Source organism: Alkaliphilus hydrothermalis, from assembly GCF_016908555.1.
GTDB lineage: Bacteria > Bacillota > Clostridia > Peptostreptococcales > Natronincolaceae > Alkaliphilus > Alkaliphilus hydrothermalis.
The window spans coordinates 14,671-40,852 of the sequence record NZ_JAFBEE010000007.1 but is presented as its reverse complement, the minus strand read 5'-3'; the positions used below and the strand labels follow the sequence as shown (position 1 = coordinate 40,852).

Below are 26,182 nucleotides of genomic sequence, written 5' to 3'. Positions count from 1 at the left end.
TAGGAGGGCTTTATATGAAAAAAATAAAAATTTTGTTAGTGGATGACCATTCTTTAGTGCGTCAGGGCTTAAAGCAAATATTAGAATTAGAAGGAGACATTGAAATCATTGGTCAAGCTGGTGATGGAGAGGAAGCCCTTGTAAAGGTACAGCAGCTGAAGCCAGATATCGTACTTTTGGATATTAATATGCCAAAACTAAATGGTATTAAGACCTTGCGACGTTTAAAGGATCTAGATAAGACAACAAAGGTAATTATGCTTACCTTCCATAAGGACCAAGAGTATCTTTTTGAAACCATCAATCTAGGGGCAAATGGGTATGTACTAAAGGACTCGGAAAGTGAATGTTTAATCAAAGCAGTAAGGGATGTATATAAAGGCTCCACCTACATACATCCTAACTTAACAACTGGTTTGGTAAGGGAATTTAGCAGAAAAAGTAACGATGAAGATGAGGCAAAGGAAAATAAATTAACCAGAAGAGAGTACGAGGTGCTGACTCTTATTGCAGAGGGATTGAATAACAAAGAGATTGCCAATAGCCTATTTATCAGTGAGAAAACTGTAAAAAATCACGTCTCTAATATATTCAAGAAGATTGACGTTAACGATCGAACCCAAGCTGCAATTTATGCCTATAAACATAATATTAAGAAAATATAATCTTCTCCCTAAAGATTAGTTGACAATAGAAATTAAGAAATATATCATATAAGTATAATATATTTAATACGTAACATGAAATTTATATGCACTAATGGGAGGTAATAGGAAATGAATTCAGTAGAAAAAGCAAAGGATCTACAAAGCAAACTAACAAAAGAGTTCAAAAGTGCATGGGATCAGCTGAAAGAGGGAGAAATGGAAAAAGTATTTTCTTTTGGCGAATCCTATAAAGCATTTATGGACAATGGAAAGACGGAACGGGAATGTGTAACAGAAATCATCAAAAAGGCAAAGGCGAAAGGTTTTATATCCTTTGAAGAAGCATTAGCAAAGGGAAATCTTGCAACGGGTGCAAAAATCTATGCTGAAAACAAAGGAAAGGCAGTAGCCCTATTTATTATCGGAAAAGAAAAGTTAGAAGAGGGTATGAAGATTGTAGGTACTCATTTAGATGCCCCTAGATTAGATTTAAAGGCTATGCCTGTATATGAAGAAAGCGGCTTAGCCCTTCTAAAGACCCATTATTATGGTGGAATTAAAAAATATCAATGGGTAGCAATTCCTTTAGCGATTCATGGTGTAATGATTAAAGCCAATGGTGAGAAGATCAATATAGTAATTGGGGAAGATGAAAAAGATCCAGTATTCTACATAACAGATTTATTACCTCATCTTGCCAGTGATCAAATGGGTAAAAAAATGGGTGAAGGGATTACAGGTGAAGGGCTTAATATTCTAATTGGAAACATTCCCCATGAAGATAAAGACATCAGTGATCGAGTAAAGCTTAATGTATTGAAATTATTAAACGACAAATATGATATTACAGAAGAGGACTTTACTGTGGCAGAATTAGAAATCGTGCCCGCTGGTAAAGCAAGGGACGTTGGGCTTGATAGAAGTATGATAGCTGCCCATGGCCATGACGACAGAGTTTGCTCTTATGCAGCCCTTGAAGCAGTATTGGAAATAGAAGAAACTGACAAAACAGTAGTAGGTTTATTTGTAGATAAAGAAGAAGTAGGAAGTATGGGTAATACTGGTATGCAGTCCATGTTCTTCCAACATATCGTAGCTGAGTTATTAGCTCTACAAGGAAACAATCATTATTTATCTCTTCATAGGGCCTTTAGTAAGACTCAAGTTCTATCAGGAGATGTAACAGCTGGATTTGACCCTAACTATCCAGAAGTTCTGGAAAGAAGAAATGCATCCTTTATTGGAAAGGGTGTAACCATCAGTAAGTATACCGGGGTGAGGGGCAAGGGTGGCTGTAATGATGCCAATGCTGAATTCTTAGGAGAACTAAGAACAATATTCAATAATAACGAAGTGATCTGGCAAACTGGGGAGCTTGGCAAGGTAGATCAAGGGGGCGGTGGAACAATAGCCTATATCTTAGCTAACTACGGAGCAGAAGTAGTTGACTGTGGAACGCCAATGCTTAGTATGCATGCACCGTTGGAATTAATCAGTAAGGTTGACTTGTATATGACGTATAAAGCCTACAAGGCCTTTTATGTATAGTAAATCCTTCAATCCAGTTTTTAAGTTATTGGTTTAATGTTTGTGTATAAGGGCATAAATTATTGGAGAATCCAATGTTTATGTCCTTTGTATATTATATTTTATTATTGCTGAAGAGCCATTTTGACTATAATACAAGAACAGATAAAATAAAATTTTTAAAATATACTAAAAAATGTTTGTATTCCAAATTATTCCGTGTTATAATTCAATAGAGTTAAAAATTACAAGGAGGTGTAAGGTGAATGAACATTCTAGTTAGCGCTCAAAAAATGAATTTAATCATGTCTGCAAATGTTTTTGGCAATGGCATAGTAGAAAAACAATTTAATAATGTGTTAACTAGGAGAAGTAGATCATCTTTACTCGCTTAACTGATTCATTTTTGAATAATCAGCCCAGGTAAGGATATGCTTTCCTGGGCTTTTCTGTGTATTTTTGTAGATATAACAAATATATTTATGCACATATCAATATTTGCCCAGGAGAGAGCCACCAGCCTTTTCTGGGCTTTTTATCGTCTATTGGAATTGTAGATAAGGGGGAGAGTTGTATAATGGGTGATAATAGAATTTGAAGAGGAAAAAATGATAAAGAGAGAAAAATTGACCACAAGGGGAGGGTCTCAAAATGAAGAATATGAAATTAATTTGGAACTATATGAAGGGAAATAGAGGAAAGTATTTAGCGGCAGTTTTATGTATAGGAATAGCAACCCTATTTAGCTTAATTGGACCTCTGATTATAAGAATCACAATCGATTCCGTTATTGGGTCTAATGGATTGAAGGAATCAACAGCAGTAATGACAATAATAGACTCATTGGGTGGAATTGAGAACCTTAAAAGGAACCTTTGGATTCCAGCAATGGCGTTAATCATATTTACTCTACTGAGGGGAATCTTCCTTTTTCTAAAGGGAAGATGGTCAGCTGAAGCAGCAGAGACTGTTGCCAAAAAAATGAGGGATAATCTATATGATCATCTACAACACCTGCCCTATAAATATCATGTGAGGGCAGAACCTGGAGATTTAATTCAAAGATGTACTTCTGATGTAGAGACAGTAAGAAGATTTTTAGCAGCCCAATTTGTTGAAATTGGAAGCGCTTTGTTTATGCTGATTTTTTCAGCTTCGATTATGTTTTCGTTGGATGTAAAAATGACTTTAGTGTCATTATCCTTAATCCCATTCATATTTGGGTTTTCAATTGTATTTTTTAGGAAGGTTAAGAAGGCATTTAAATTAACCGACGAAGCAGAGGGAAGAATGTCCACCACTTTGCAGGAGAACCTAACAGGTCTTAGGGTTGTTAGAGCCTTTGGAAGACAGGGATATGAGGTAGACAAATTTGAAGAAAAGAACAGGGAAAATAGGGAACTAACCTATAAGCTGATCCGTTTATTCGCATGGTATTGGTCAATATCTGACTTAATTTGTATGTTTCAGATGGGAATGGTCCTTATGGCAGGAATCTATTGGACTGCATTAGGTCATATTTCTTTAGGAACGATGGTGGTTTTTATTACTTATATTGGAATGCTATTATGGCCAGTGAGACAGCTGGGAAGAGTAATTACCGATATGGGGAAGGCTATGGTGTCTATTGAAAGAATTCAAGAAATCATGAATGAAGAAAAAGAAGAGATGGAGGCTACTGGAAACAAGCCTGTCATTAAGGGAAATATCTGCTTTAGAAATGTAGAGTTTCAATATGATAAAGGTAAGCCAGTATTAAAAAATATTACCTTTGAAGTTAAAGCTGGAGAAACAATCGCAATTTTAGGGGCTACGGGAGCAGGTAAGACTACCCTAGTCCATCTATTGGCAAGATTGTTTGATTATGAGAAGGGCTCCATCAAAATAGATGGCCAAGAACTAAGGACGATTGATAAAAAATGGATTAGAAAAAATGTAGGTCTAATCCTTCAAGAACCATTCCTATTTGCTAAGACCATCAAGGAAAACATCGGTCTAGGTAAGGATTTTCCAGAGGACCGCGAGGTCTATGATGTTGCAAAAGTAGCTTCGATACATGAGGTGATCAATGACTTCAATCAAGGGTATGAAACCCTTGTAGGGGAGAGGGGAGTTTCCTTATCAGGCGGGCAAAAACAAAGGGTTGCCATTGCGAGAACATTAATCGCAAATACGCCGATTATCGTATTTGATGACTCCTTAAGTGCTGTGGATACAGAAACCGACGCATCCATTAGAAGTGCTTTAAAGAAGCGAAAAAACAATGCAACCACATTTATCATTTCCCACAGAATCAGCACCCTTTCAGAAGCTGATAAAATTATCGTGTTGGAGCAAGGTGAAATTGTACAGATGGGTAAACATGACGACCTAATGAAGCAAACTGGACTTTACCGAAGAATATGGGATATTCAAAACTCAAACGAAGAAGACAGTGGATTGTCAAGCGGAGCTAAATATGCTAATTAATATAATCCAGCACTGGAGGGGATTCGGTGCTGGGGTAGGAAAGCGAGTTGATTTTAAATGAGTAATCAATTTCAAGAACAAGATCAAGACCAACAAAAAATTGATTTTAAGCTTTGGAAAGAGATTTTTCGATATACAATACCAATGAAGAGAAAAATGATTATTTTAGGGATTTTGATGGTACTGGTGGCGGTGATTGACGTAGTATTTACCTACATGAATAAAATCGCTGTAGACCATTTTGTTCAACAGGGAACAATCGAGGGGCTTGAAGTTTTTGCTTTCGTTTATTTTGTGTTAATCGTAGCCCTTTCAACCTCAGTATTTGGTTTTATATCGGTGGCCGGGAAAATAGAGACGGGTGTAATCTATGCCATTAGAAAACAAGGATTTAAGCGACTTCAAGAATTATCCTTCTCCTATTACGATAACAAAGCAGTAGGCTGGCTCATGGCAAGGATGACTTCGGACATTGTAAGATTAGGAGAGATTATATCTTGGGGGACAGTGGACCTTGTTTGGGGCTTCACTAAAATGACGGCAATTGTGGTGGTAATGCTTTTCCTTAACTGGAAGTTAGCATTAATTTCCCTTACAGTGACTCCCTTCCTAGCAATTACTAGTTTGTATTTCCAAAAGAAAATTTTAAAGGAATATAGGAAGGTAAGAAAGATTAATTCTAAAATTACTGGTTCTTTCAATGAAGGAATCACAGGGGCTAAGACTACAAAGGTTCTAGTAAGGGAAGAAAGAAATCTTGATGATTTTTCAGAATTGACAGGTGGTATGAGGGGAAGCTCCATTAGAGCAGCAATTTTCTCTTCATTATTCCTACCAACAGTTCTTGCTTTTGGTAGCATTGGAACAGGATTGGCACTATGGTTTGGAGGAATTGAGGTAGCTGGAGGAGCAGTAAGTTATGGAACATTAGTGGCTTTTATCTCCTTTACAATATTATTCTTTGAGCCTATTCGAGAAATGGCAAGGGTTTTTGCAGAATTCCAATCAGCCCACGCCTCTGCAGAAAGGGTTATGTCAATGATTAATACTGAACCAGAGATTAAAGACCAGCAACAGGTAATTTTAAAGTATGGGGATGCGTTTGAACCTAAGCGGGATAATTGGCCTGAAATCAAGGGGGATATTACATTTAGAAATGTATCCTTCCACTACAATGCAGAAGAACCCATATTGGAGGATTTCAACCTTGAGATCAAAGCGGGAGAGACTATCGCCCTAGTTGGAGAGACTGGGTCGGGTAAAAGTACCATTGTAAACTTAGCTTGCCGTTTTTATGAGCCTACTGGAGGGGAAATTTTAATAGATGGTGTGGAATATCGACAAGGCTCTCAACTATGGCTTCAATCAAACATTGGTTATGTACTTCAAAGCCCCCATCTATTTAGCGGGACGATCAAAGACAACATCCGATATGGTAAGCTGGATGCCAGTGAAATGGATATCATAAGGGCAGCTAAGTTGGTGAACGCCCATGACTTTATTATGAAGCTGAAGGATGGGTATGACTCAGAAGTAGGGGATGGGGGAGGATTGCTTTCCTCTGGAGAGAAGCAGTTGATTTCCTTTGCTAGGGCAGTCTTGGCAAATCCTAGAATATTTGTTTTAGATGAAGCCACTTCTTCTATAGATACAGAGACAGAGCAAATTATTCAAAAAGCCATACAGAAAGTCTTGAAGGGAAGAACCAGCTTTATCGTAGCCCATAGACTTTCAACAATTCGTTCTGCCGATCGAATACTAGTAATCCGTAAAGGAAAGATTCAAGAAATCGGTAAACATGAGGAACTTATGAAACAGAAGGGGTATTATTATAGATTGTATACCAATCAGTTTATGGAGGAAGAAGGGAAGAAGGTATTGGGGGCAAAATAAAAGCAAATGGCCCAAATAAAAAAGTTAGAAAACAGGAGCAGTTTACCTTCTGGTTTCTAACTTTTTTTTACGCAAATTATCATTGGGTTATTTAAACTTAAAATATTTACACACAAATTCTTGAAAGGCATGTTCTAAGGGTGAAGGATTACGATACTTATGGTAAACAAAGTAAAATTTTCTTTTTAAATCTAATCCTTGGACCCTGTGGGTTTTAAAGAAATTAAAATTAACTTCATCAACAACGGCGCGACTTGATAAAAATGAAATCCCTAAATTCCTGCGAATACATTGTTTGATGGCTTCTGTACTCTCGATATATGCCACAACCTTCAGATTGTTAAGGTCAATCTTTGAAGCATTGAGGGCTTCTTCTAGGAGTCGTCTAGTACCAGAACCTTTCTCCCGTAAAATTAGGTTTTCTTCGAGAATCTTCTCCAGTGGGACTTCTTCTGGAAAGTCACAATAGGGTGCAGATGCAGGGGTAATCAAAAACAGTTCGTCCTGCAATAACTCCACATAGTTAAGTTGGTTGTGGGGAATTTCTGCCCCGACAATTCCAAAATCAATATCTCCATGAATAATTCCCTCCACCACCTGCTGAGAATCATAGTGAAGCATATTGAAGGTCACATCAGGATAATTCTTGTTAAACCCACAGATGATTTCTGGGACGATATACTGCTCTGGAACAGTACTGGCGGCAATTTCTATGTTACCAACGATTTTACCTTTAAATTCATTGAGCTTGAAAATAGCGCCTTCCTTTAGGTTAACCATATTCATGGCATAATCAAATAGAATTTCCCCTGCTTTAGTTAAGGAAATCTTTCGATTAGTCCGATTAATAAGTATTGTATTTAATTCTTTTTCGAGATTTGAAATATGGCTACTAATGGTGGGTTGGGTTAAATATAGGTGATCAGCCGCCTTAGAAAAACTTTTAAACTTTGCAACTGCCACAAAGGTTTCCAATTGTCTAAAATCCATTAACTCTTCCTCTTTCCTACAAGTTTGTATATAAAAATACTAGCATTGATGGAGGAAAAAAGCAATAATCTACTGATCCTTATTCCCAGCGTCATGGCTATGGGGTTTTGTGGGGAAACAGGGATTCACGTGGATTAAAACATCCAAAATATCATCATTTTCTTTAATGATATTTTCCTTAGCTCTAGCAGCAGCTCCGTGGCCCTCTTCAACGGTGATTTTGGGATTGACACATATCTTCATATCTACTAGATATTTTGAACCATAGGAACGGACTTTTACATCCTGTACCTCCTTAACACCTTCAGCAGCGCTGGCGGATTTTTTTATACCCTCAACAATCTCTGGCTTTGGGGCTGTGTCCATCAAATCCCTTATGGCATCCATGTAAATAGTAATACCAGTCTTAAGAATTAAAAAGGATACAAAAATTCCTGCCAGCGGGTCCATTAAGGGGTATCCTAAAAGGGCACCACCAATACCAACAAGGGTAGCAACAGAAGAAAAAGCATCGGACCTTTGATGCCAAGCATCGGCGATAACGGCATTGCTTTTGATTCTTCTACCAACTTTAATGGTATAACGATACATTGCTTCCTTCCCTATAAGAGATAGGATAACGGCATATATTGCAGTTGTGGCAGGAGGATTAACCTCTCCAGATCTAAGCACCTGATAGGCTTCATTTCCAATCCCTAAGGCTGTAACAATTAAAGTCAAAGCAATAATTTTAGATGTAACTTGCTCTGCCTTGTAATGACCGTAGGGGTGATTTTCATCCGCTGGACGATGGGCAATCTTTAGTCCCTGTAATAAAACGACAGTCGTAAACAAGTCTGAGGCAGAGTGAAAAGCATCTGCGATTAATGCAGTACTTCCTGCAGTAAATCCTATTAATCCTTTGACTATGGTCAAAAGAATATTGACTATCATGCTAATTATTGAAACTTTCTTGACCTCTTTATAACGCTGTTGATCATCCATTAAAGACACCATCCTTTATATCTTCATTCTTTTATTTATATCCAATTTTTTTATAAAAACCTCTATTTTTCATAATGTTATTATCTGAATACAATTCCTAAGATATGCAAATATTAAAAATAACTTTTAAGGAGGTATTCATATGGCACAGATAATAGATATGAAGGAATATAGAAATTATAAAATGTTGAAGGATGCTGGAAAAAGTGGGGTTAGTGCAACAAGAAAAAGGGAATTTTTCATGAACTTATACCGTTTTTTAAATAAAAATCTAGAGAATGAGTTTGATGAAATACTGGTAGATTTTCATAATACGTTTGTTGGATTGACGCGAAAACATAAAGTAAGTAGTCATGTAGTAAATTTTTTTCATATACCCATGATTACCTTTATGGTCATGGTATTTCTGAAGAATAGTGACTTGAGGGAACAATTCCCAGAGCTATCATCCATTGAAAACAGCGAAAACATAGAAATGTTCAAAGAAACCCTGATGAAAATACTAGAATATTATACAGAGGACGAAATGATTTTCATAGATCCAATTGAATTGGAAAAGGAAATGGATGATATGGTTCAGCGATTCTATGCTACGATTTTAACCACCATACCTTCAAGGATTATATTAATTTAATGTAGGGCTTTCCTATTCGTTATAAAAAAAGGACATTAACTAAGTTAATGTCCTTTTTAAAAATGTGGTGCCGCGGAAGGGAATCGAACCCCCACGATGTTGCCATCGGCAGATTTTGAGTCTGCTGCGTCTGCCAGTTCCGCCACCGCGGCGTATTTATTTGACAAAATTAATCTTACCATATCCCTTGAGGAGTGTCAATACTATTTTTGCATGTAGTAAAACATAGGAAATTATACTAAAATGAAGTGGTAGGGTAATTAATTTACTTATAAAACATGGAACAAAATCTATTTACAATCGTCTAAAAAGTATAAGCAGGAAACGGGAAGGGAGTGAAGCACTTGAATCGACAAGAAATCTCCTTAATAGAAAAAACAAGACAGGGAGATATAGACAGCTTCGAAAAATTGATAGAACCCTATCAGAAGAAGGCCTTCAACATAGCCTATCGAATGTTAAGCAACATAGAGGATGCCAACGATATTACCCAAGAGGCCCTATTAAAGATATTTAGATCGGTGGATAAATTCCAAGGAAAGAGCAGTTTTTCCACGTGGGTATATTCGATAGTCAGTAATAGCTGTATCGACTTTATTAGAAAGCAAAAGAAAAATCAAGTGGTGTATTTAGAACAGCAGGGTGCCACAGGAGAAAATTATCGTATTGAAGTAGCAGATGAAATGAATACTCCGGAGTATTTATTTGAAAAGAAAGAAATTCAGAACATTATACATGAAGCGATTAACCAGTTAAATGTAGACCAAAAAGAAATTATCATTTTAAGGGATATCAACGGATTTAGCTATCAAGAAATTGCCAATATCCTCAAATGCTCAGAAGGAACAGTAAAGTCTAGGATTAATCGGGCAAGGGGCAAACTCAAAAAAATCTTATTAACCAAAGAGCTACAGCAGGCATGAAAGGAGGGGTAAAATGAATTGTAATCAGATAGAAGAGTACGCATCCATGTATATAGACGGAATGCTGACGGAGGAAGAAATGATTAACTTTAATGAACATCTGAAAACCTGTAAAAACTGTAGTATATCAGTGGAGAATTTAAGAACACTGGTTACTACCGTAAACGAAATGGAGGAAATAGACTTACCTGAGAACTTTACCCTTTCCTTGAGGGAAAAGCTTCTACAGGAACAAGAAGTCATCAATAAAAAGGATAGCAACAAGTGGAACAAAGGACCTATCTCTAGTTGGAAGATTTTAAGTAGTATTGCAGCAGCCTTTGTAATTATGTCCATCTCCATGGCCCTCCTAGAGGATGCACCATTTGACCAAGCTGAACTATCACAAGTTACAGATAAAGGCTATGGGGTGGTGATGGATAATACAACTACAGCACCAGAGGAGGTAAAAACAGGTCTTAGCAATCGGTCAATGGTCCAAGGAACTACTGCCTTTACAGATTCAGGGAAGGGAGAAGTAGAGTCTGTTGATGTTGAAGAAGAAGCGAAGGCATTTGGTATAGCAGAAAACTCAAACCCTGATGTTCAAGTAAAGACTATTGAACAGTTAGGGGATGTAGCTGAGGAACAGGTGGCCTCAATAGCCGCCACGACAGATAGAAAGATCATCAATACAGGTAGATTATATTTAGAAACCCAAGAGTTTGATAATGTAATGGATAATATCAGTCTAATCGTATCAGGAAGAGGTGGCTATTATCAGACATCAGACGTTCATTATAGACTCATAAATAAAGAAAAACCAGAGGACTCCCTTAGAACATCCAACTTGACAATTCGCGTACCACGGGAATATTTTGATGGGGTCTTTGAAGAATTAAAGGGGCTAGGTGTGGTCATCAATGAGAATACCAGTGCCCAAGATATCACCCTTACCTATAGGGATATAGAAAACGAAGCCCTCAACCTAGAGGTACAGGAGGAACGTCTTAGAGAAATCCTAAAGAAGGCTGAAAAGGTAAGTGATATTTTAGAAATTGAAAATGAGTTGTCCAGGGTAAGGGGTCAAATCAATAGCATGAGGGGAAATTTAAAAAATTACGATCGATTGGTGACCCTATCAACCATTGAACTGGAAGTCAGAGAAATTAAAGAAGAGACAGTGAAGATTCAGTCTGTAAATGATGGGGTTTGGAGCAGAGCAAAAGCAGGATTTGTTAAGTCCATTAATCAGATGATTAGCTTTGGGCAAAAAAGTTTTATTAATCTCTACAGTTTACTTCCGTGGGGAATCGTTTCGGCAGTGGTGATCTTACCATGTGTTAGGTTTTATCATCAATTTAAAAAAAGGAGGAATAACATTGAAAAGTAGTCGTGTAAAAAGTGTAGCATTGGTGGCCTTTTTAGCTGTTACAATGGTAGGATTCTTTCTACTAGGTGGACTAAGCTCCATCACAGCTAAGGCAGAAGCCCCTAAAGGAGCTGGTGAAATATCAGTGGCTGGTACAGGTAAAGTTATGGCAAAGCCAGATATAGGTATTGTTAATATTGGAATAGAGACTTCCCACAAGGACTCCAAGATAGCTCAAGAGGAAAATACGAAGTTAAGCAATCAAGTAATGAAGGCTTTAAAAGACATGAGTATTAAAGCGGATGACATCAAAACAAGTTCCTACAATATGTATCGGGAGCGTCATTATAATCATCAGAATGGTAAAACCACAGATGGAGATTTTAAAGTAGGCCACAGTATAGAGGTTATAGTAAGGGATATAGATAAAGTAGGTAATGTTATTGATACAACTACGAAAAGTGGAGCAACTCAAGTAAATAATATCCGCTTTGGAATTTCTGACACCAGTATATATTATCAAGAAGCACTAAGGTTAGCAGTAAAAGATGCAAATGTAAAGGCAACCACCATTGCAGACACATTAGAAGTTAAGGTAGGAAAACCATCTAAAGTAACAGAAGGTGGTATAGCTCAACCATATCAAGAACGAAATGTATACTACGAAGCGATGAAGAGTATGAATGATGCAGGAGGCACACCAATTGCTTCAGGTGAGTTAGAAATTACAGCCCAAATACAAGTAATCTATAATTACTAATATCCTTATTGGGATTTAATAAGTTATATTTTTACTCTTCTATATTTCACAAAAACAGTAGGTTAACGTATTGCTATACGTCCCTACTGTTTTTTCAGTTATTGTCTTTATTGTTGGGTAAAAATGTCCATAATATAAATAGCGAAGCTTATTTTACTCTCATAGGATTACATGATAAAATAATGATAAACATTTATTTTGAAGGGATTGAGAAGAGATGGCAAAAGACCGAATAGTGATTATTGATGGAAATAGTCTAGTGAATAGAGCCTTTTATGCCCTGCCACCCTTTGTGACAAAGGATGGACAGTATACCAACGGCATATATGGATTTGTAACAATGCTTTTAAAGGTGATGGAGGACTATCAGCCTCAATACATAGGAGTAGCCTTTGATTTGAAGGCTCCAACATTTAGACACAAGGAGTATGGAGACTACAAAGCAGGTAGAAAGAAAATGCCCTCGGAGCTTAGCCAACAGATTCAGCCCCTAAAGGAAGTACTGGATGCCCTAAATATTTTTAGAATCGAGGCTGAAGGATATGAGGCAGATGACTTAATTGGAACACTGGCAAAGCATTGTGAAAGAGAAGGTATGGAGGTACTAATCGTAACAGGGGATAAGGATGCCCTACAATTGGTTTCTCAACAGGTGAAGGTGTTGATTACTAGAAAGGGAATTTCTAGTTTAGATATATATGATGATGTAAAGCTGATGGAGGATTATGAAGTAACCCCCCTTCAATTTATAGACTTAAAGGCGCTAATGGGGGACAAGTCAGATAATATCCCTGGGGTACCTGGGGTAGGGGAAAAGACCGCCATCAAGCTATTAAAACAGTTTGGTACTACTGAAAACCTAATCCAACATACAGACGAAATATCTGCGGCAAAGCTCAAGGAAAAGGTAGAAGGTAATATTGAAAACATTATTCTAAGTAAGCGATTGGCCACGATTATTACTGATATTCCAGTTGAAATCAAATTAGATGATTTAAAGAAGGAAGAACCAAATTATGATGAGCTACTCACTTTATTTAGAAGATTCGAATTTAACAGTTTGATTAGTCGCTTTACGAAAAATGAAGGAGCAGAAACAGATGAAGGGGAAGGTAATACTGGTTTAGAAACTGTTTCATCTGATCAGTTTTATGAGATTGGATCAATAGAGGAATTGAAGACCTTCATTAAAAAGGTGAGGGAAAGCGAATACCTTGCGATTAAAACCGTCAGTGAAGAAAAGAATATTACCACCGATGAAATAGTGGCTATTGCCATGGCGGCGGATGCAAATGAAGTCTATTATTTAGACTTTAGGATGATGGATGACAAATCAGCAGTACTACAATTACTGAAGGAAGTCCTGGAGGATGATGAGACTAAAATTATCGGCCACGATATTAAGAAGGAGTTGGTACACTTTGCCCCCCATCAAATAGAGATTAGGAATGTATCCTTTGATACCTTCATCGGCGAATATCTGATAGACCCTGCCAAATCCTCCTACAATGTGAAGGAATTAGGGGTAGTCTATTTGAATAAGAATATTGTTGATGAAGAAGAATTATTAGGGAAAGGAAAGAGCCGTAAAACCCTAAAGGAGCTTGAAAAAGAAGACCTTAGAAAACTTCTTAGTCAACAGGTAAATGTAACCTTTAATCTTGTTCCAAGGATTAAAGAAAAACTTCATGAGTTAGAATTAGAAGACTTATATTACAAGGTGGAGCTACCCTTGACGGAGGTATTGGCATCTATGGAGGTAGCGGGTATTAAAGTTGATCAGCATATGCTGAAGGATTTAGAAATACAATTTAGAGATATGGTTAGCCAATTGACGGAGGACATCTACCGTTTGGCAGGGGTGGAATTCAATATTAATTCACCAAAACAATTGGGAGAAGTACTTTTTGATAAATTAGAACTTCCGCCTATCAAGAAGACGAAAACAGGCTACTCCACCAATGCAGAGGTGTTGGAAAAGCTACGGGAAAAACATGAGATTATTCCTAAAATACTAGAATATAGAACTATTGCAAAGTTGAAATCCACCTATGTGGACGGACTACTGGGGATTATTAATCCTGTTACTGAACGGATTCATTCTAGCTTTAATCAGACTGTAACAACCACTGGGAGAATATCTAGTACAGAGCCAAATCTACAAAATATTCCTGTAAGGCTAGAGTTAGGTCGTCAGCTGAGAAAGGTATTTGTGGCAAAGGAAGGACATAAATTTATTGATGCCGACTATTCTCAAATAGAGCTTCGGGTACTGGCCCATATTTCAGGAGACGAGAATCTTTTAGATGCTTTTGAAAAGGGTCAAGATATCCATACAAGGACTGCTTCTGAGATTTTTGGTGTGGAAGTTCATGAAGTAACCTCTTCCATGAGAAGTAGTGCAAAGGCCGTTAACTTCGGAATTGTCTATGGTATTAGTGATTTTGGTCTAGGGGAAAACCTAAAGATTTCAAGGGCACAGGCTAAGAAATATATTGACCGTTATCTTGAAAAGTATTCATCCGTTAAGGCCTATATGGAAAACATTGTTCAAGAAGGAAAGCATAAAGGCTACGTAGTGACTCTCCTGAATAGAAGAAGATATCTACCAGAGCTTCTTTCAAAGAATTTTAACATTCGTTCCTTCGGCGAACGTATGGCAATGAACACCCCAATTCAAGGAAGTGCTGCGGATATTATTAAGATTGCCATGATTAATGTGCATCGGATGTTAAAGGAGGAGGGCTTAAAGGCGAAGCTGATACTTCAAGTACACGATGAATTGATTGTTGAAACACCGCTGGATGAAATGGAAAAGGTTTCTCAAATTATTGAGATGGGTATGGAAAACGCCATGAAATTAAAGGTCCAGCTAAAGGCTGACTTATCTCAAGGGGATAATTGGTATGAAGCTAAGTAAGGAGATTTAAAGCTATGGGTAAAGTGATAGGTTTAACTGGGGGCATTGCCAGTGGAAAAAGTACTGTATCAAAGATGTTGTCAGAACTAGGGGCAGTTGTGATCGATGCAGATCTTGTTGCCAGAAAAATTGTAGAAAAAGGTACACCGGCCCTAGACGAAATTAAGAATTACTTTGGGGAGGAATACATATTAGCGGATGGTCAGTTAGACCGAAAGAAGCTGGGAGCTTTAGTCTTCAAGGATGAAACAGCCTTAAAAAAGCTGAATGAAATAACCCATCCAAGGATTATTCAAGAAATAAAAAAAGAGATAAATTGCCACAAGAAAAACGCGCCAGATACTGTTATAATTGTAGATGCAGCACTATTAATAGAAATGAACATGGTTAGTTTAGTCGAGGAGGTATGGTTGGTGGCTATACCTGTACACCTTCAGTTGGAGCGGTTAATGAAACGGGAGGGTATTGCATACCGAGAGGCCAACATACGAGTCCATGCCCAAATGACCCTTGAAGAAAAGAAGAAGTATGCCCATAAAATCATTGATAACTCAGGGGGGGTGGAGACCTTAAGGCAACGGTTAGTAAAAATGTGGAGGGAAATAGAATAGGCAATAGTTTTTTTCGGAGGGGTTGTCATTGATTATTGTATTAAGCAGAAAAGTTCGTAACATCCTACTAATGATTATCTTAGTAGCAATTATGGCAATTGTTATGGTAAACGCTAAATATATCCTCACCACCATTTATCCTTTTCATTATCGGGACATGGTGGAGAAATATGCAGAAAAATATGATGTAGACCCTTACCTTGTGGCCGCCATTATTAGAAATGAAAGTAGATTTAATCCTAGGGCCATTTCCCATAGGGAAGCAAGGGGATTGATGCAAATAGCGCCTGTGACAGGGGATTGGGCAGCAGAAATGCTAAAGATTAAAAACTTTACCTATGAAGATTTATATGAGCCAGAGTTGAATATTCGAATTGGGATATGGTATATCACAGTGCTAGACAAGGAGTTTAAATCCAATCTACAGTTCATGGTGGCTGCCTACAATGCAGGGAATGGCAATGTCACTAAATGGATAAAAAATCCTGAGTATAGCAGTACAGGGGATTATTTGGATGTTATCCCTTTTCCAGAGACTAGAAATTATGTGCGGAAGGTTTTTCGGGATTATGAACGATATCAAATGATCTATGGAGAGCAGAATTCATTACAATTGATTAAGCATCTTGTACAAGAACCAACCATATTTTAGCAAATATCAATTTGATATTTCGTGAGATATCGATATGGTTTATAATAAAATATAGGGTTTCAGTTTGCGTAAAGATAGATATGACCTAGGTGCTATAGAGGGGGACAAAAGATGAAGAAAAGAAAGTACAGTTTAATAATTTTATCGTTAATATTGGCACTCCTGGTGAGCGGATGTACCAATCAAGTTCAACAGGACAATCCAACACCAGAAAATGAAGCCGTTGTGGAAAACCAACAGCCAGCTGAGGGTGGAAACTTAAAGCTATCCGTTACAAGATTCAACACTGCTAATCCCTTATTCAATAGCAATCGAAGCCTTCAACAAATGCAACATTTAATTTATGAGGGTTTGGTGACCTTTAATGAGCAATTGGACGTAGAGCCTTTATTAGCTAAGAGCTGGAAGATAGCAGGAGATGGACAAAGTGTGAATTTTACATTAAGAGATGATGTGAAATGGCATGATGGACAATACTTTACAGCTGAAGATGTAGTGTTTACTTATCAAGTAATAAAGGGAAACATTAAAGACGTACAAGGATTATCTATCTATAGAATGAGTCTACAGCAAATCTCAGATATGAGGGTGGAGGAAGATGGTACTTTAAAGGTTACTTTCACAAGACCCTTTAGTAATGGGCTTGAAGTAATGTCATTTCCAATTATTCCTAAACATCTATTTGGTGGAGCTAAGGTGGCAGAATTAACAAACGAAAACTTCCCGATCATTGGGACTGGTCCTTATGAATTGGAAGACCATCAACGTATGAAGTCTTTAAAGTTAAAGAAAAACGCTAACTATTGGGGTGATAAACCTTATATCGATACAGTTGAAGTTGCAATTGTCCCAGATACAGAAGCACAACTGTCTTTATTTGAAAATGGCGAGTTGGATTTTGCAAGACCAGTATCCATTGACTGGGGGATATATTCTGATAAGAAAAATGTAAATGTATATGAGTTTGTAAGCAATAACTATGAATTCATTGGTTTTAACTTTAAAAACGGACTACTACAAAACTTAAACGTTAGAAAAGCCTTTGCTTACGGTATTGACCGCCATAAGATGGTCAAGAACATTTATCTAGACCATGCCACAGTGGCAGAGGTTCCCATCAATCCTCAGTCGTGGCTATATGACGAAGCTGGCCTTCAGTATGGCTATGATGTAGAAACTGCCAAGAAGACCTTAGATGAAGCTGGTTTTACCCTTGGAGAAAATGCTGGGGTGAGAAGTAATGAAGAGGGGGATCAACTATCCTTCAAGCTAGTAACTAACCAAGGCAATTTATTAAGAGAAAAAACTGCCTACTTGATTCAAGAGGAGATGGCGGCAGTGGGAATTGAACTTGAAGTAGTTTTCCTTGAATGGGAAGCCTTCAATGAGGCAATTACAAAAGGCGACTATGATATTGTTTTAGGAGGCTGGGAGTTAGCTCATGTTCCTGATTTATCCTTTGCCTTTCATTCTTCTCGAATCGGTGAGACAAACTTTATCTCGTATTCAAATGAGACAATGGATGTACTATTAGAGGAAGCCTTTAAATCTCCCAATAGAGAAGCAAAGTTGAAGCATTATCAAGCGTTACAGAAGCATATCGTTAGTGATTTACCATATTTTAGCCTATTCTTTCAAAATGATGGCATTCTAGTAAAGGATCATGTAAAGGGAGATAAGGGGCCTAACAGCTTTGATGTATTTAAGAATATTAATGAATGGTATATTAATACTAAGGCAGAATAACTAGATAAACTTAAGAGGAAGTCATAAGACTGGACTTGGCTTCCTCTTTTAACCACTATGATTTAAGGAATTGACATTTAGGATTTAGGGTATTATAATATTAAAGTACCAAGTAATCAGCGGATGTGGTGGAACGGCAGACACGCTATCTTGAGGGGGTAGTGCTCACTGGGCGTGCGGGTTCAAATCCCGCCATCCGCACCAATACAAAGTTTTCTGAAATACTTGTGAAGCTTTTATTTTGAACCTACAATATAAATACGGGAGCTTTAATACTAGATATGGAAATCGAGCCTAGAGTAAGACCTAACGAGGCAGAGGAAGGTTGAAGTATTTATGCGAGCACCCACCTATCGTCATGATAGGTGTCAAAATAGGGCAAACGGTATTTTGGATATAACAAGCAATAAGAGAGGCTTATAACCTCTCTTTTTTAGTGCTTGTTTTTATATTTTACCTAATAACATCCCCCTAAAACTTCTTCAATCATATTGTCAGTTAGATTAAGGCGAAGATGATTAGCATAATTTTTCATGAGAATTTTCTTTCCTTGAAAGTGGATATCTTCTTTATTTAGTTTGTTGGCAAATATTTGGATTAGATTAAGGCTTGATTGAAAAGTTGTAAAGCTCATTTTGGTAACCCCCTAAAATTTTTAGTGATACATATGTCGAAAAATGACGAAATAAAGCATATAATATATAGTTCGTTTAGCCTATAGGTTTAGGTTACTCAAAAACCTAGTAAATTATGCCAATGATAAGAAATTTAAAGGACCATAGAAAATAAATCATTTGGTTTAAATTCTGCCCCTTTGCGATTATAATAGATGGCACTTAATAGAGCACCTAAAAAATAACAGCATGGGGATAGTTGGATATTTCTACAAGATCTTTAATCGATTTAATCTTTTCGACAAATTGGGGTGAATCCATTTTTTGTGACTAAAAAAACTTGTAAAATCAATGCTTAAGAATTATGAAATTTGCTCACTTAAGTAAATGGTTGTTTTTCTAATCTATCGTTCCTGTATTCAAGAATTTTGAATCTACTTCTATATTATACTCAATATTAGGAATAGCTTCCCTCCAAAGATCTTTATTCCACTTCCCCCGATGATACATTCTAAATTCTTGACCGACACCGATGGGGTCGACTTTTAGCTTTTTTAGTTTGTTGAGCAAGTCAAAAACCTGTTTTTCCATATTTTTGTTAAGAAGGTCCTCAAGGGCCAATAACCCTTCGGGTTTATCTAAGTTTCTATCCCCTGTATATCCCATTAAAGTTCCAACAAAATTCAGCTTAACCTTCACCTTTGGGGAATCTAAATTTTTATTACTGGACATCTCTACATTAGACTGAATAAATTCTATCATGACATAGAGGGGATTTCCTAGGTCATCCTTTTCTTCTGTCTCCAACTTAATGGCTGACAATTTTTTACGATTTGTTAGACTTTCTAGAATATTGGCCTCTTCAGGGGTTATGGTATCAATCATTTTATCATTCTCAAAGATAGCAATTTTGGAAATTTTAATGGATTTATCCTTCTGTTTTTCGATATAGGGAACAACAGGATCATACACATTACTGGTACTACGACGGACAAAGTCATGAATGGTGGCAAAGGGGTTAAAGGCTGTCTCCTCCCTAGGTTCTAGAAGGAAGCTCAAATACCGTACCAGGGTGGGATGATGGGGGAGATCCATCATCATAATTTCTTTTGCAGAGGCTTTAGTAACAGCTATGTAAACGTCATCCCCTATATCGCAGTTGCGATACATATCCAAAATAGGCTGTATAAGGCCCTTTTCCCTTGCATATTTTTCACTAAAAAGAACCACCATTAAATGGCTATACTTAAGGAGTTTATCGGATTTTTTGGTGAACTCAACTAAGGCTTCGTGGGTAAGGTCTACAGTGGCGGAAAAGAATTGGATCTCCTCTTCAAAGGCATAGGGGAACTGGGGCATGGCAACAGTCATTTCAGTTCTACCATCCTCTGCTAGATCAAATCCAATGACTCCAACAAGACCCATACTTTCTAGCTTTGGCCCCCGCACCCGACGGGCACATCCACTGGAGACCGTGATAGATAACAAAAGTATAAAAATCAATAACTTCCTCATGCTGCTTCCTTCCCTTCCCTGGTCTGTTTTATATAATGGAGGAATAAAAGAATGATTGCCCATAAATTTAAGAAATATCCACCGTAAATGGTCAAATTTTCATATAGGAAAACTTCGTATCGATTTGGTATGGGCCCCTTGATCATAAGAAAAATAATGGGGAGAACTCCATAGAGGGATAAATCTGTCGGCTTTTTTAAAATAGATTTAATCCCCTTCTGAGCCAACCAAAGAAGTAGGCAAGCTGTAGATAGAATAAGAAATACCCAAAGGGCAATAAAAAAATTCTCAACCCTTTCTACAAAGGATAATTGAATTGATTTTAGCAGACTAAGGACAGGATACCGAAGGTGACTCATCTGCCATATAGAAAAATAGACAACACTGGAGGCACATACTGCCCAATACAAAAACATCGTTATCCAGATCCCTATTGAAGCATGTTTGAAGGCCCTCTTTTGATCCATAATGTAGGGAAAATAAAACAATATGATTTCATAACCCAGCATAGAGAAATAACCCCTATGGAAGGCATATAGAAAATCATTCCTCGTAAAGTTAAACAGGGGAAGAAAATTTCTTACATCCCCATTAATGATGGGCCACTGGGAAAAGTAAATGGTCCATGCAGTAAGGAAAAAACCTAATATGGCAAATCGTGCCACCGACTTAATCCCCCCCTTAACTACATAGGCAGATAAGAGGAGAAGAATGATAAGGGGACCTATAATGCTTTTTTGGGGTAGTAAAGTTGTTTGGATAAGGGTAAGGTAACCCCTCAATACCCTTGATAAAGCGATAATGGCGTAACCAGTTATAAGAATATTTATTATTTTTCCTAATAGGGGTCCCAACAATTTTTCGTTAATTTCATATAAATTGTTTTTAGGGTAGTTGGAGCATAGCTTAATCATGGGGAATAAAGCTAGATTTGCAACTAATCCTAAGATAAGGGGCACCAACCACTGATTAAATCCCATTGAGCTTAAGTCATTAGGTAGAGTGAGAATACCTAGTCCAGCAATTCCTCCATTGATTAAGAAAATGACATGATATTGATTGAGTTTTTGATAATTTCCTTTATCCATTTTTATTACTCCTCATCTGTAGGTCTAGTCAATTCCTTTTTTGATCTAGATATGCCTTTTCTCTTGATAAAAAAATTGATAGGAGCCCTTAGGACACTATCCAGTAGATCTGTAGCTGATCTAGGGATAACAGGAGTCATATAGGGACTACCTAAGGAGGTCAAATTAGCCAGATGGGCCAACAACCATGCTAATGCAATCATCTGTCCTAAAAATCCATAGAGGGCAGCTGCCAAAATAAAGAAATATCTTATAAAGCGACTCCCATTACTCATTAGAAAATTTGGGGGTAGAAAGGATAGGAGGGCGGAAATCGCCACCAGGACAATTAATATGTTACTGGCTAATCCTGCGTCAACGGCTGCCGTTCCGATGACAATACCCCCTACGATACCGATGGTCTGACCAATTTTAGTAGGCATCCGTGCCCCTGCCTCCCTTAAAACCTCTATGACTAATTCAATAATCAGCACCTCGATAACAGGAGGAAAGGGAACCTTAGTCCTGGACTCCATTAAAAGGGATAGGAGGGTTGAGGGTAATACCTCTGGATGATAGGTAAGTACCGATACATATAGGGGTGTCAGCATAATGGTTGCAAAAAAGCCGAAAAATCTCAGAGACCTCAGTAATGAAGCTGTAGTCCAGCGGTTATAGTAGTCCTCAGGGGACACAAACATTTCAAAAAATGAAGTGGGACAGATGGCTGCCTCTGGACTGCCGTTGAGAAAAATAACTATCCTTCCATCCAGTAGGGCTGAGACAGCCGCATCAACCCGTTGAGTGATCCCAAACTGAGGGAAGGGGGAGTAGGGTTTGTCCTCCAGCATTTGCTTTAAAACTGCTGTTCCTCCAAAACCCATAAATTCAATGTTTCGCAGACGATACAGTACCCGTTGGACATTTTCTTGGTTGGCTATACCCCTAATATATAAAACCCCAACTGAATTCCTAGTCTCGGTTCCCAATAGTAAGACCTTCGTCTTAAGATTCGGGTTACGGATACGTTTTTTGATTAATGAAAAGTTTGATTCTAAAGCCTCGATAAAGGCCTCCTGGGGGCCTAAAACCGTTGATTCGCTTTCACTGGAGGTAAGGTTTCTAACCGGTGGACTGAAGGTATCTATTGTATAAATTGATTTCCTATCATAAAAGATAATGATGCAAAGACCACTCATAACCCCTTCAATAAGTTTAGGGAGCTCATCAAATGCCAGTTTTTCTGAGATTTTTAGGACTTCTTCGGGATCATCTTGGTTTTCAAATGTATTTAAGGGAGTAATGACTAATTCCTGTAGGATTTCCATCTTAACCAGAGATTTAATATAAACAATGGTAGCACTCCCTTTACCAACAGAAATATCCTTAATCAAGGCATCATCAACATCCTGTAGATAGGCTACAATGGCCTCCTTGGAGACTTCACCCTTAGCATTAGGATTGAAGGATTCCTCCTGTAAAGAAGTTTTTTTATTGTTAGCAATATTGTTGATCCAGCCTCGGAACCACATAAAACCTTCTCCTTAATCAAATATATTTTATTTTAATTGTTAACTAAATACTGAAAAACTAAAACTGTTATTGTAGATTTATTTATTTGGTCAACTGCACAATCGGCAACCCACATCATTAGTATTACTTTTAAGGGGGGAGTACATACCTATATGTCTGATGACTTCAATTAAGAAGGGTTTATGATGGTTTATTGCAACAGTTTAGTTAAATTGGTATAATCATAATAGGGAATATGTGACAAAGCATGTTTTCTAAAATGAATATAAAGGGGATTACTGTAGGACCCTATATAATAAAAGTCGAAATATCTGAGGTGGTTAATGAAAAAATTAAAGCTTTTATTAATGATGGGTATTGTAGTCCTGGTAATGTTAAGTGGATGTAATCAATCTGATGCAAAGAAGGATATCGCTGAAGGCCCAGTGATACCCAATAAAAACCAAAACCAAGACCAAAACAACAATCAAAAGGAAAAGCAAAACCCAGACAACAATACGAAGAAAGTAGATGCCCCCAAATCCAACAGGATCAAGCTCATTTTCGCAGGGGACACCATGATGGATGGACATGTGGACGGAGTGATGAAGGAAAAGGGACTTGACTATCCCTTAACTGAATTTTTGCCAATATTGCAGCAAGGGGATTTAGTAGTCCTTAACCTAGAAACATCCGTGGGGACCAGTAGGCAATTAATGGAAAAGGCCTATGCTTTTCAAACTAAGCCAGAGAACTTTGTTTTATTTAATCCCCTACGGGAAAAACTTTTATTTTCCTTAGCAAACAATCATGGAATGGATGGACCCTTGGCTGAGACGATGGAGGAATTAAATAAACTACAATATCAATATATTGGAGTTGGAGAAAATCAAGAGGCTGCATTTCGACCCCATGTAGAGGAAATCAATGGTGTCTCTGTAGCGATTTTTGGTGTATCTAGGGTAATCCCAATAAATACTTGGACTGCAGGAGAAAATCATCCCGGAATGGCAACTGCATATACCTACGAACCCCTATTAGCCTATATAAAGGAATGGCGGGAAAAGGTGGATCATGTGATTGTTTTTGTCCACTGGGGGGAAGAACTAGCCCACCAACCCAATCAACATCAATTAAACTTAGACGAAAAGTTGGTGGAGGCTGGAGTAAGTTTAATCATTGGAGCCCATCCCCACGTAGTACAGGAGATAAAATGGAGGGGTAATGGGCAGCTGACAGCTTATTCCCTAGGAAATTTTATTTTTACCACCAGTAGACATAATGTGGCAAATGAGTTTGTTGCCCTTGAAGTCGAACTTTCTAAGGAAAAGATTGAATTTGCGAAGGTATGGCCAGGTAAAATAAAGTTTGCATTGGCACAGCATTTAAAAGAGGGGGTAGATGGACAAAGGATACTAGAAAGACTGCAAAGAATATCCCCTACTATTAAGCTAGATGAAAAAGGGGTTATTACTCCGAAACACTAAGAAATTAAATCTACAGATTGAAAATAGGACATTATGCCCATTTATGAATTATCTAAGAAACATTAATATGTAGAGTAAGACAATAATGTCATTAAAGGATGGTAAAAATATGAAGTACAACTATATCTCAAAATATGAAATAGTAGATACCTTTAAAATAACGGACCAACAGGAGATATATATTGGAATGGAATTATCGGAGAATGGTAATCCTGTAGTCATTAACCATATAAAAAACCTTAAATTTGTCGATGTTTTAAAAAGGGAGCAACTATCGGATATATTAACGAATCTAGTAGATTCAGAGGTGATGGAGGATGAAGTCGTATTTATTACTAAGGTAATAGAAGCAGATCCATTGCTAATCTATTTAGAGGAAAACTATATCCCTATTGAAGGGCGGATGAGCCTTGCTTTTTCATATCTACAGGAGATTACGAAATATGACCCTCTAGAGGCAATCAGTAAAAATATTCTGATTGATGAGACACAACTAGTTGTAAAGGATGGAAAGATTGTCTTTGATGAATTGTATTTAATTAATGAAGCTTCAGAGGATATAGATATTAATTATTTGTGCAATAAGATTAGTATAGTTTTAGAAAAGTTAATTTATTTTGAGTATAGGAATTTAAAAAGGGAAGAAATCTTGCTTCAGGAAGTACATCAGTTTATTTTTGATTTAAAAAATAATACAAAGTTCAATAGCTTTAAAGACATTATGGAGGAATTCCGTAAACTCTATATTTATCATTTGTGCGTAGAAAGTATTGAACCTAGGACAAGGGCTTCCCGTAAGAATAAGGGGATTATATCTTGGATGAAGAAAGCCTCTTTAGATGCAGAAGAAAAAAATAAAGAGGAAGACTACAAAGAAGGCTTCAAGGAAGATCATACAGAGGATCTTCAGCTGGAAGAACAGGATTTAGCACTAGAAGAAGTAAGTAGGTCTGAAAATAAGCGGTTTTCAAAAGTGATCCCAATAGTTGCATCTATTGTACTACTAATGGGTGTTGGGATTTATGCACTACTAAACAACGCTTCCTTGGGGACTTTCTTTAATCTAAATGCAGGTGAAGAAAATCAACAATTGTCTGAATTAATGCCTATCGCCTATTTTACTGTGGTAGAAAAGGAGGATCGTTGGAAATTCACCAATGAAAGTCAAGCCAAGGGAGAAGGAAACAGCCTAGAGGAATATCACTGGGAGATTGCTAAGAAGGATAAGGTCATCACCAGTGCAGCTACTAAGAATTTAACGCTAGCCTTTCATGAAGGTGGAGAGTATACCATTAGTTTAAAGGTGAGGGATCGTCTTGACCAATGGAGTGAAGAGTATAGAAAGGTCATTACTGTTGATTTAGCAAAGGTAGATGAAGGGCAGGAAGAGCTGCATGTAGGTAGTATAGAAGATGAGAAAAAGTATAGTGTTACCCTTGGAGATGGCGTATCGGACGATGATACTAACACAAAGGATACAGACGCTTCGTGGAAAATAGAAGCAATAGAAGGAGAGTCCCCCTATGTCTCCGTCGATTTGCATGATGAAAGTATTTACGATACTTTGAGCTTCTGGGTAAAGTCAAATACAGTTAATCAAATTGAATTTAATATAAAAGGATATAATCAAGATGGCAATCTTAAATATCTGAATAAAGCATCCCATACGATTAAGATCCCAGATCGTTGGGAGCTAATTAACCTACAGTTATCCAATGAAGCATTGAAGAAGGTAGTAATGGAATTTACATCCTTTCAAAGACCATTTTGGGTGGCGGATTTAGAATTTAATACATACAAATAAAAACTTTAAGCCCCGACATCCTAGAAAGGATTTTGGGGCTTAATTGATGTATCCCTTACCCCTTTGTTGAGGTCTT

20 protein-coding genes, 2 tRNA genes and 1 other RNA gene are annotated in these 26,182 nt (G+C 37.4%); 16 read left to right on the top strand and 7 right to left on the bottom strand.

All coding sequences use genetic code 11. The features are described from left to right. The first annotated feature begins 14 nt into the window (after positions 1-14). From JOC73_RS06695 to JOC73_RS06680, 4 genes are all read left to right on the top strand, one after another. Positions 15-665, top strand: a complete 651-nt coding sequence (locus JOC73_RS06695) for a response regulator (RefSeq protein WP_204401436.1) — start codon at positions 15-17, stop codon at positions 663-665. A 111-nt stretch (positions 666-776) separates the two neighbouring features. Further along, entirely contained in the window at positions 777-2,195 is a 1,419-nt protein-coding gene (locus JOC73_RS06690) for an aminopeptidase (RefSeq protein ID WP_204401434.1), read from the top strand. A 630-nt stretch (positions 2,196-2,825) separates the two neighbouring features. Further along, the gene (locus JOC73_RS06685; protein ID WP_204401432.1) at positions 2,826-4,643 is read left to right on the top strand and encodes an ABC transporter ATP-binding protein; all 1,818 of its coding nucleotides are present in this window, start codon (positions 2,826-2,828) and stop codon (positions 4,641-4,643) included. 57 nt (positions 4,644-4,700) lie between these two features. Then, positions 4,701-6,536, top strand: coding sequence for an ABC transporter ATP-binding protein (locus JOC73_RS06680; protein WP_204401430.1), 1,836 nt, complete (start codon positions 4,701-4,703; stop codon positions 6,534-6,536). A gap of 87 nt (positions 6,537-6,623) precedes the next feature. Here the strand turns inward: JOC73_RS06680 and JOC73_RS06675 are convergent, their stop codons facing one another. Both JOC73_RS06675 and JOC73_RS06670 read right to left on the bottom strand, forming a co-directional pair. Beyond that, positions 6,624-7,526: a selenium metabolism-associated LysR family transcriptional regulator gene (locus tag JOC73_RS06675; protein ID WP_204401428.1), complete on the bottom strand. Its 903-nt coding sequence runs from the start codon at positions 7,524-7,526 to the stop codon at positions 6,624-6,626. A 69-nt stretch (positions 7,527-7,595) separates the two neighbouring features. Continuing rightward, positions 7,596-8,510: a cation diffusion facilitator family transporter gene (locus JOC73_RS06670; RefSeq protein ID WP_204401426.1), complete on the bottom strand. Its 915-nt coding sequence runs from the start codon at positions 8,508-8,510 to the stop codon at positions 7,596-7,598. A gap of 142 nt (positions 8,511-8,652) precedes the next feature. On the opposite strand from JOC73_RS06670, the gene JOC73_RS06665 reads away from it, so the two are divergent. Next, a complete protein-coding gene (locus tag JOC73_RS06665; protein WP_204401424.1) occupies positions 8,653-9,144 on the top strand; it encodes a hypothetical protein in 492 nt (163 codons plus the stop codon). A gap of 65 nt (positions 9,145-9,209) precedes the next feature. Here the strand turns inward: JOC73_RS06665 and JOC73_RS06660 are convergent. After that, positions 9,210-9,296 (bottom strand) — tRNA-Leu (locus JOC73_RS06660). A gap of 183 nt (positions 9,297-9,479) precedes the next feature. On the opposite strand from JOC73_RS06660, the gene JOC73_RS06655 reads away from it, so the two are divergent. From JOC73_RS06655 to ssrS, 9 genes are all read left to right on the top strand, one after another. Further along, the gene (locus tag JOC73_RS06655) at positions 9,480-10,067 is read left to right on the top strand and encodes an RNA polymerase sigma factor (protein ID WP_334297441.1); all 588 of its coding nucleotides are present in this window, start codon (positions 9,480-9,482) and stop codon (positions 10,065-10,067) included. Between the two features lie 13 nt (positions 10,068-10,080). After that, positions 10,081-11,439: a DUF4349 domain-containing protein gene (locus tag JOC73_RS06650; RefSeq protein ID WP_204401587.1), complete on the top strand. Its 1,359-nt coding sequence runs from the start codon at positions 10,081-10,083 to the stop codon at positions 11,437-11,439. Beyond that, positions 11,429-12,178, top strand: coding sequence for an SIMPL domain-containing protein (locus JOC73_RS06645; protein WP_204401420.1), 750 nt, complete (start codon positions 11,429-11,431; stop codon positions 12,176-12,178). The genes JOC73_RS06650 and JOC73_RS06645 overlap by 11 nt, the downstream gene beginning before the upstream one ends. A 217-nt stretch (positions 12,179-12,395) precedes the next feature. Beyond that, a complete protein-coding gene (gene polA / locus JOC73_RS06640; protein WP_204401418.1) occupies positions 12,396-15,098 on the top strand; it encodes a DNA polymerase I in 2,703 nt (900 codons plus the stop codon). 14 nt (positions 15,099-15,112) lie between these two features. Continuing rightward, the gene (coaE, locus tag JOC73_RS06635; protein ID WP_204401416.1) at positions 15,113-15,709 is read left to right on the top strand and encodes a dephospho-CoA kinase; all 597 of its coding nucleotides are present in this window, start codon (positions 15,113-15,115) and stop codon (positions 15,707-15,709) included. A 28-nt stretch (positions 15,710-15,737) separates the two neighbouring features. Continuing rightward, the gene (locus JOC73_RS06630; RefSeq protein ID WP_243427878.1) at positions 15,738-16,361 is read left to right on the top strand and encodes a lytic transglycosylase domain-containing protein; all 624 of its coding nucleotides are present in this window, start codon (positions 15,738-15,740) and stop codon (positions 16,359-16,361) included. 111 nt (positions 16,362-16,472) lie between these two features. Further along, positions 16,473-18,107: a peptide ABC transporter substrate-binding protein gene (locus JOC73_RS06625; protein ID WP_204401414.1), complete on the top strand. Its 1,635-nt coding sequence runs from the start codon at positions 16,473-16,475 to the stop codon at positions 18,105-18,107. A 119-nt stretch (positions 18,108-18,226) separates the two neighbouring features. Next, positions 18,227-18,311: transfer RNA gene (locus JOC73_RS06620), tRNA-Leu, on the top strand. 6 nt (positions 18,312-18,317) lie between these two features. Then, positions 18,318-18,508, top strand: a non-coding RNA gene (gene ssrS, locus JOC73_RS06615) — 6S RNA. A 56-nt stretch (positions 18,509-18,564) separates the two neighbouring features. On the opposite strand, the gene JOC73_RS06610 is transcribed toward ssrS, so the two are convergent. The 4 genes from JOC73_RS06610 to JOC73_RS06595 all read right to left on the bottom strand — a co-directional run bounded on the left by JOC73_RS06610 (position 18,565) and on the right by JOC73_RS06595 (position 22,835). Next, a complete protein-coding gene (locus tag JOC73_RS06610; RefSeq protein ID WP_204401412.1) occupies positions 18,565-18,741 on the bottom strand; it encodes a hypothetical protein in 177 nt (58 codons plus the stop codon). A gap of 379 nt (positions 18,742-19,120) precedes the next feature. Beyond that, positions 19,121-20,236, bottom strand: a complete 1,116-nt coding sequence (locus JOC73_RS06605) for a Ger(x)C family spore germination protein (protein ID WP_204401410.1) — start codon at positions 20,234-20,236, stop codon at positions 19,121-19,123. Further along, positions 20,233-21,324, bottom strand: a complete 1,092-nt coding sequence (locus JOC73_RS06600; RefSeq protein ID WP_204401408.1) for a GerAB/ArcD/ProY family transporter — start codon at positions 21,322-21,324, stop codon at positions 20,233-20,235. The genes JOC73_RS06605 and JOC73_RS06600 overlap by 4 nt, the downstream gene beginning before the upstream one ends. A gap of 5 nt (positions 21,325-21,329) precedes the next feature. Next, entirely contained in the window at positions 21,330-22,835 is a 1,506-nt protein-coding gene (locus JOC73_RS06595) for a spore germination protein (protein WP_204401406.1), read from the bottom strand. A gap of 324 nt (positions 22,836-23,159) precedes the next feature. On the opposite strand from JOC73_RS06595, the gene JOC73_RS06590 reads away from it, so the two are divergent. Next, the gene (locus tag JOC73_RS06590) at positions 23,160-24,302 is read left to right on the top strand and encodes a CapA family protein (protein WP_204401404.1); all 1,143 of its coding nucleotides are present in this window, start codon (positions 23,160-23,162) and stop codon (positions 24,300-24,302) included. Between the two features lie 109 nt (positions 24,303-24,411). Continuing rightward, the gene (locus JOC73_RS06585) at positions 24,412-26,106 is read left to right on the top strand and encodes a hypothetical protein (RefSeq protein WP_204401402.1); all 1,695 of its coding nucleotides are present in this window, start codon (positions 24,412-24,414) and stop codon (positions 26,104-26,106) included. The last annotated feature ends 76 nt before the right edge of the window (positions 26,107-26,182 follow it).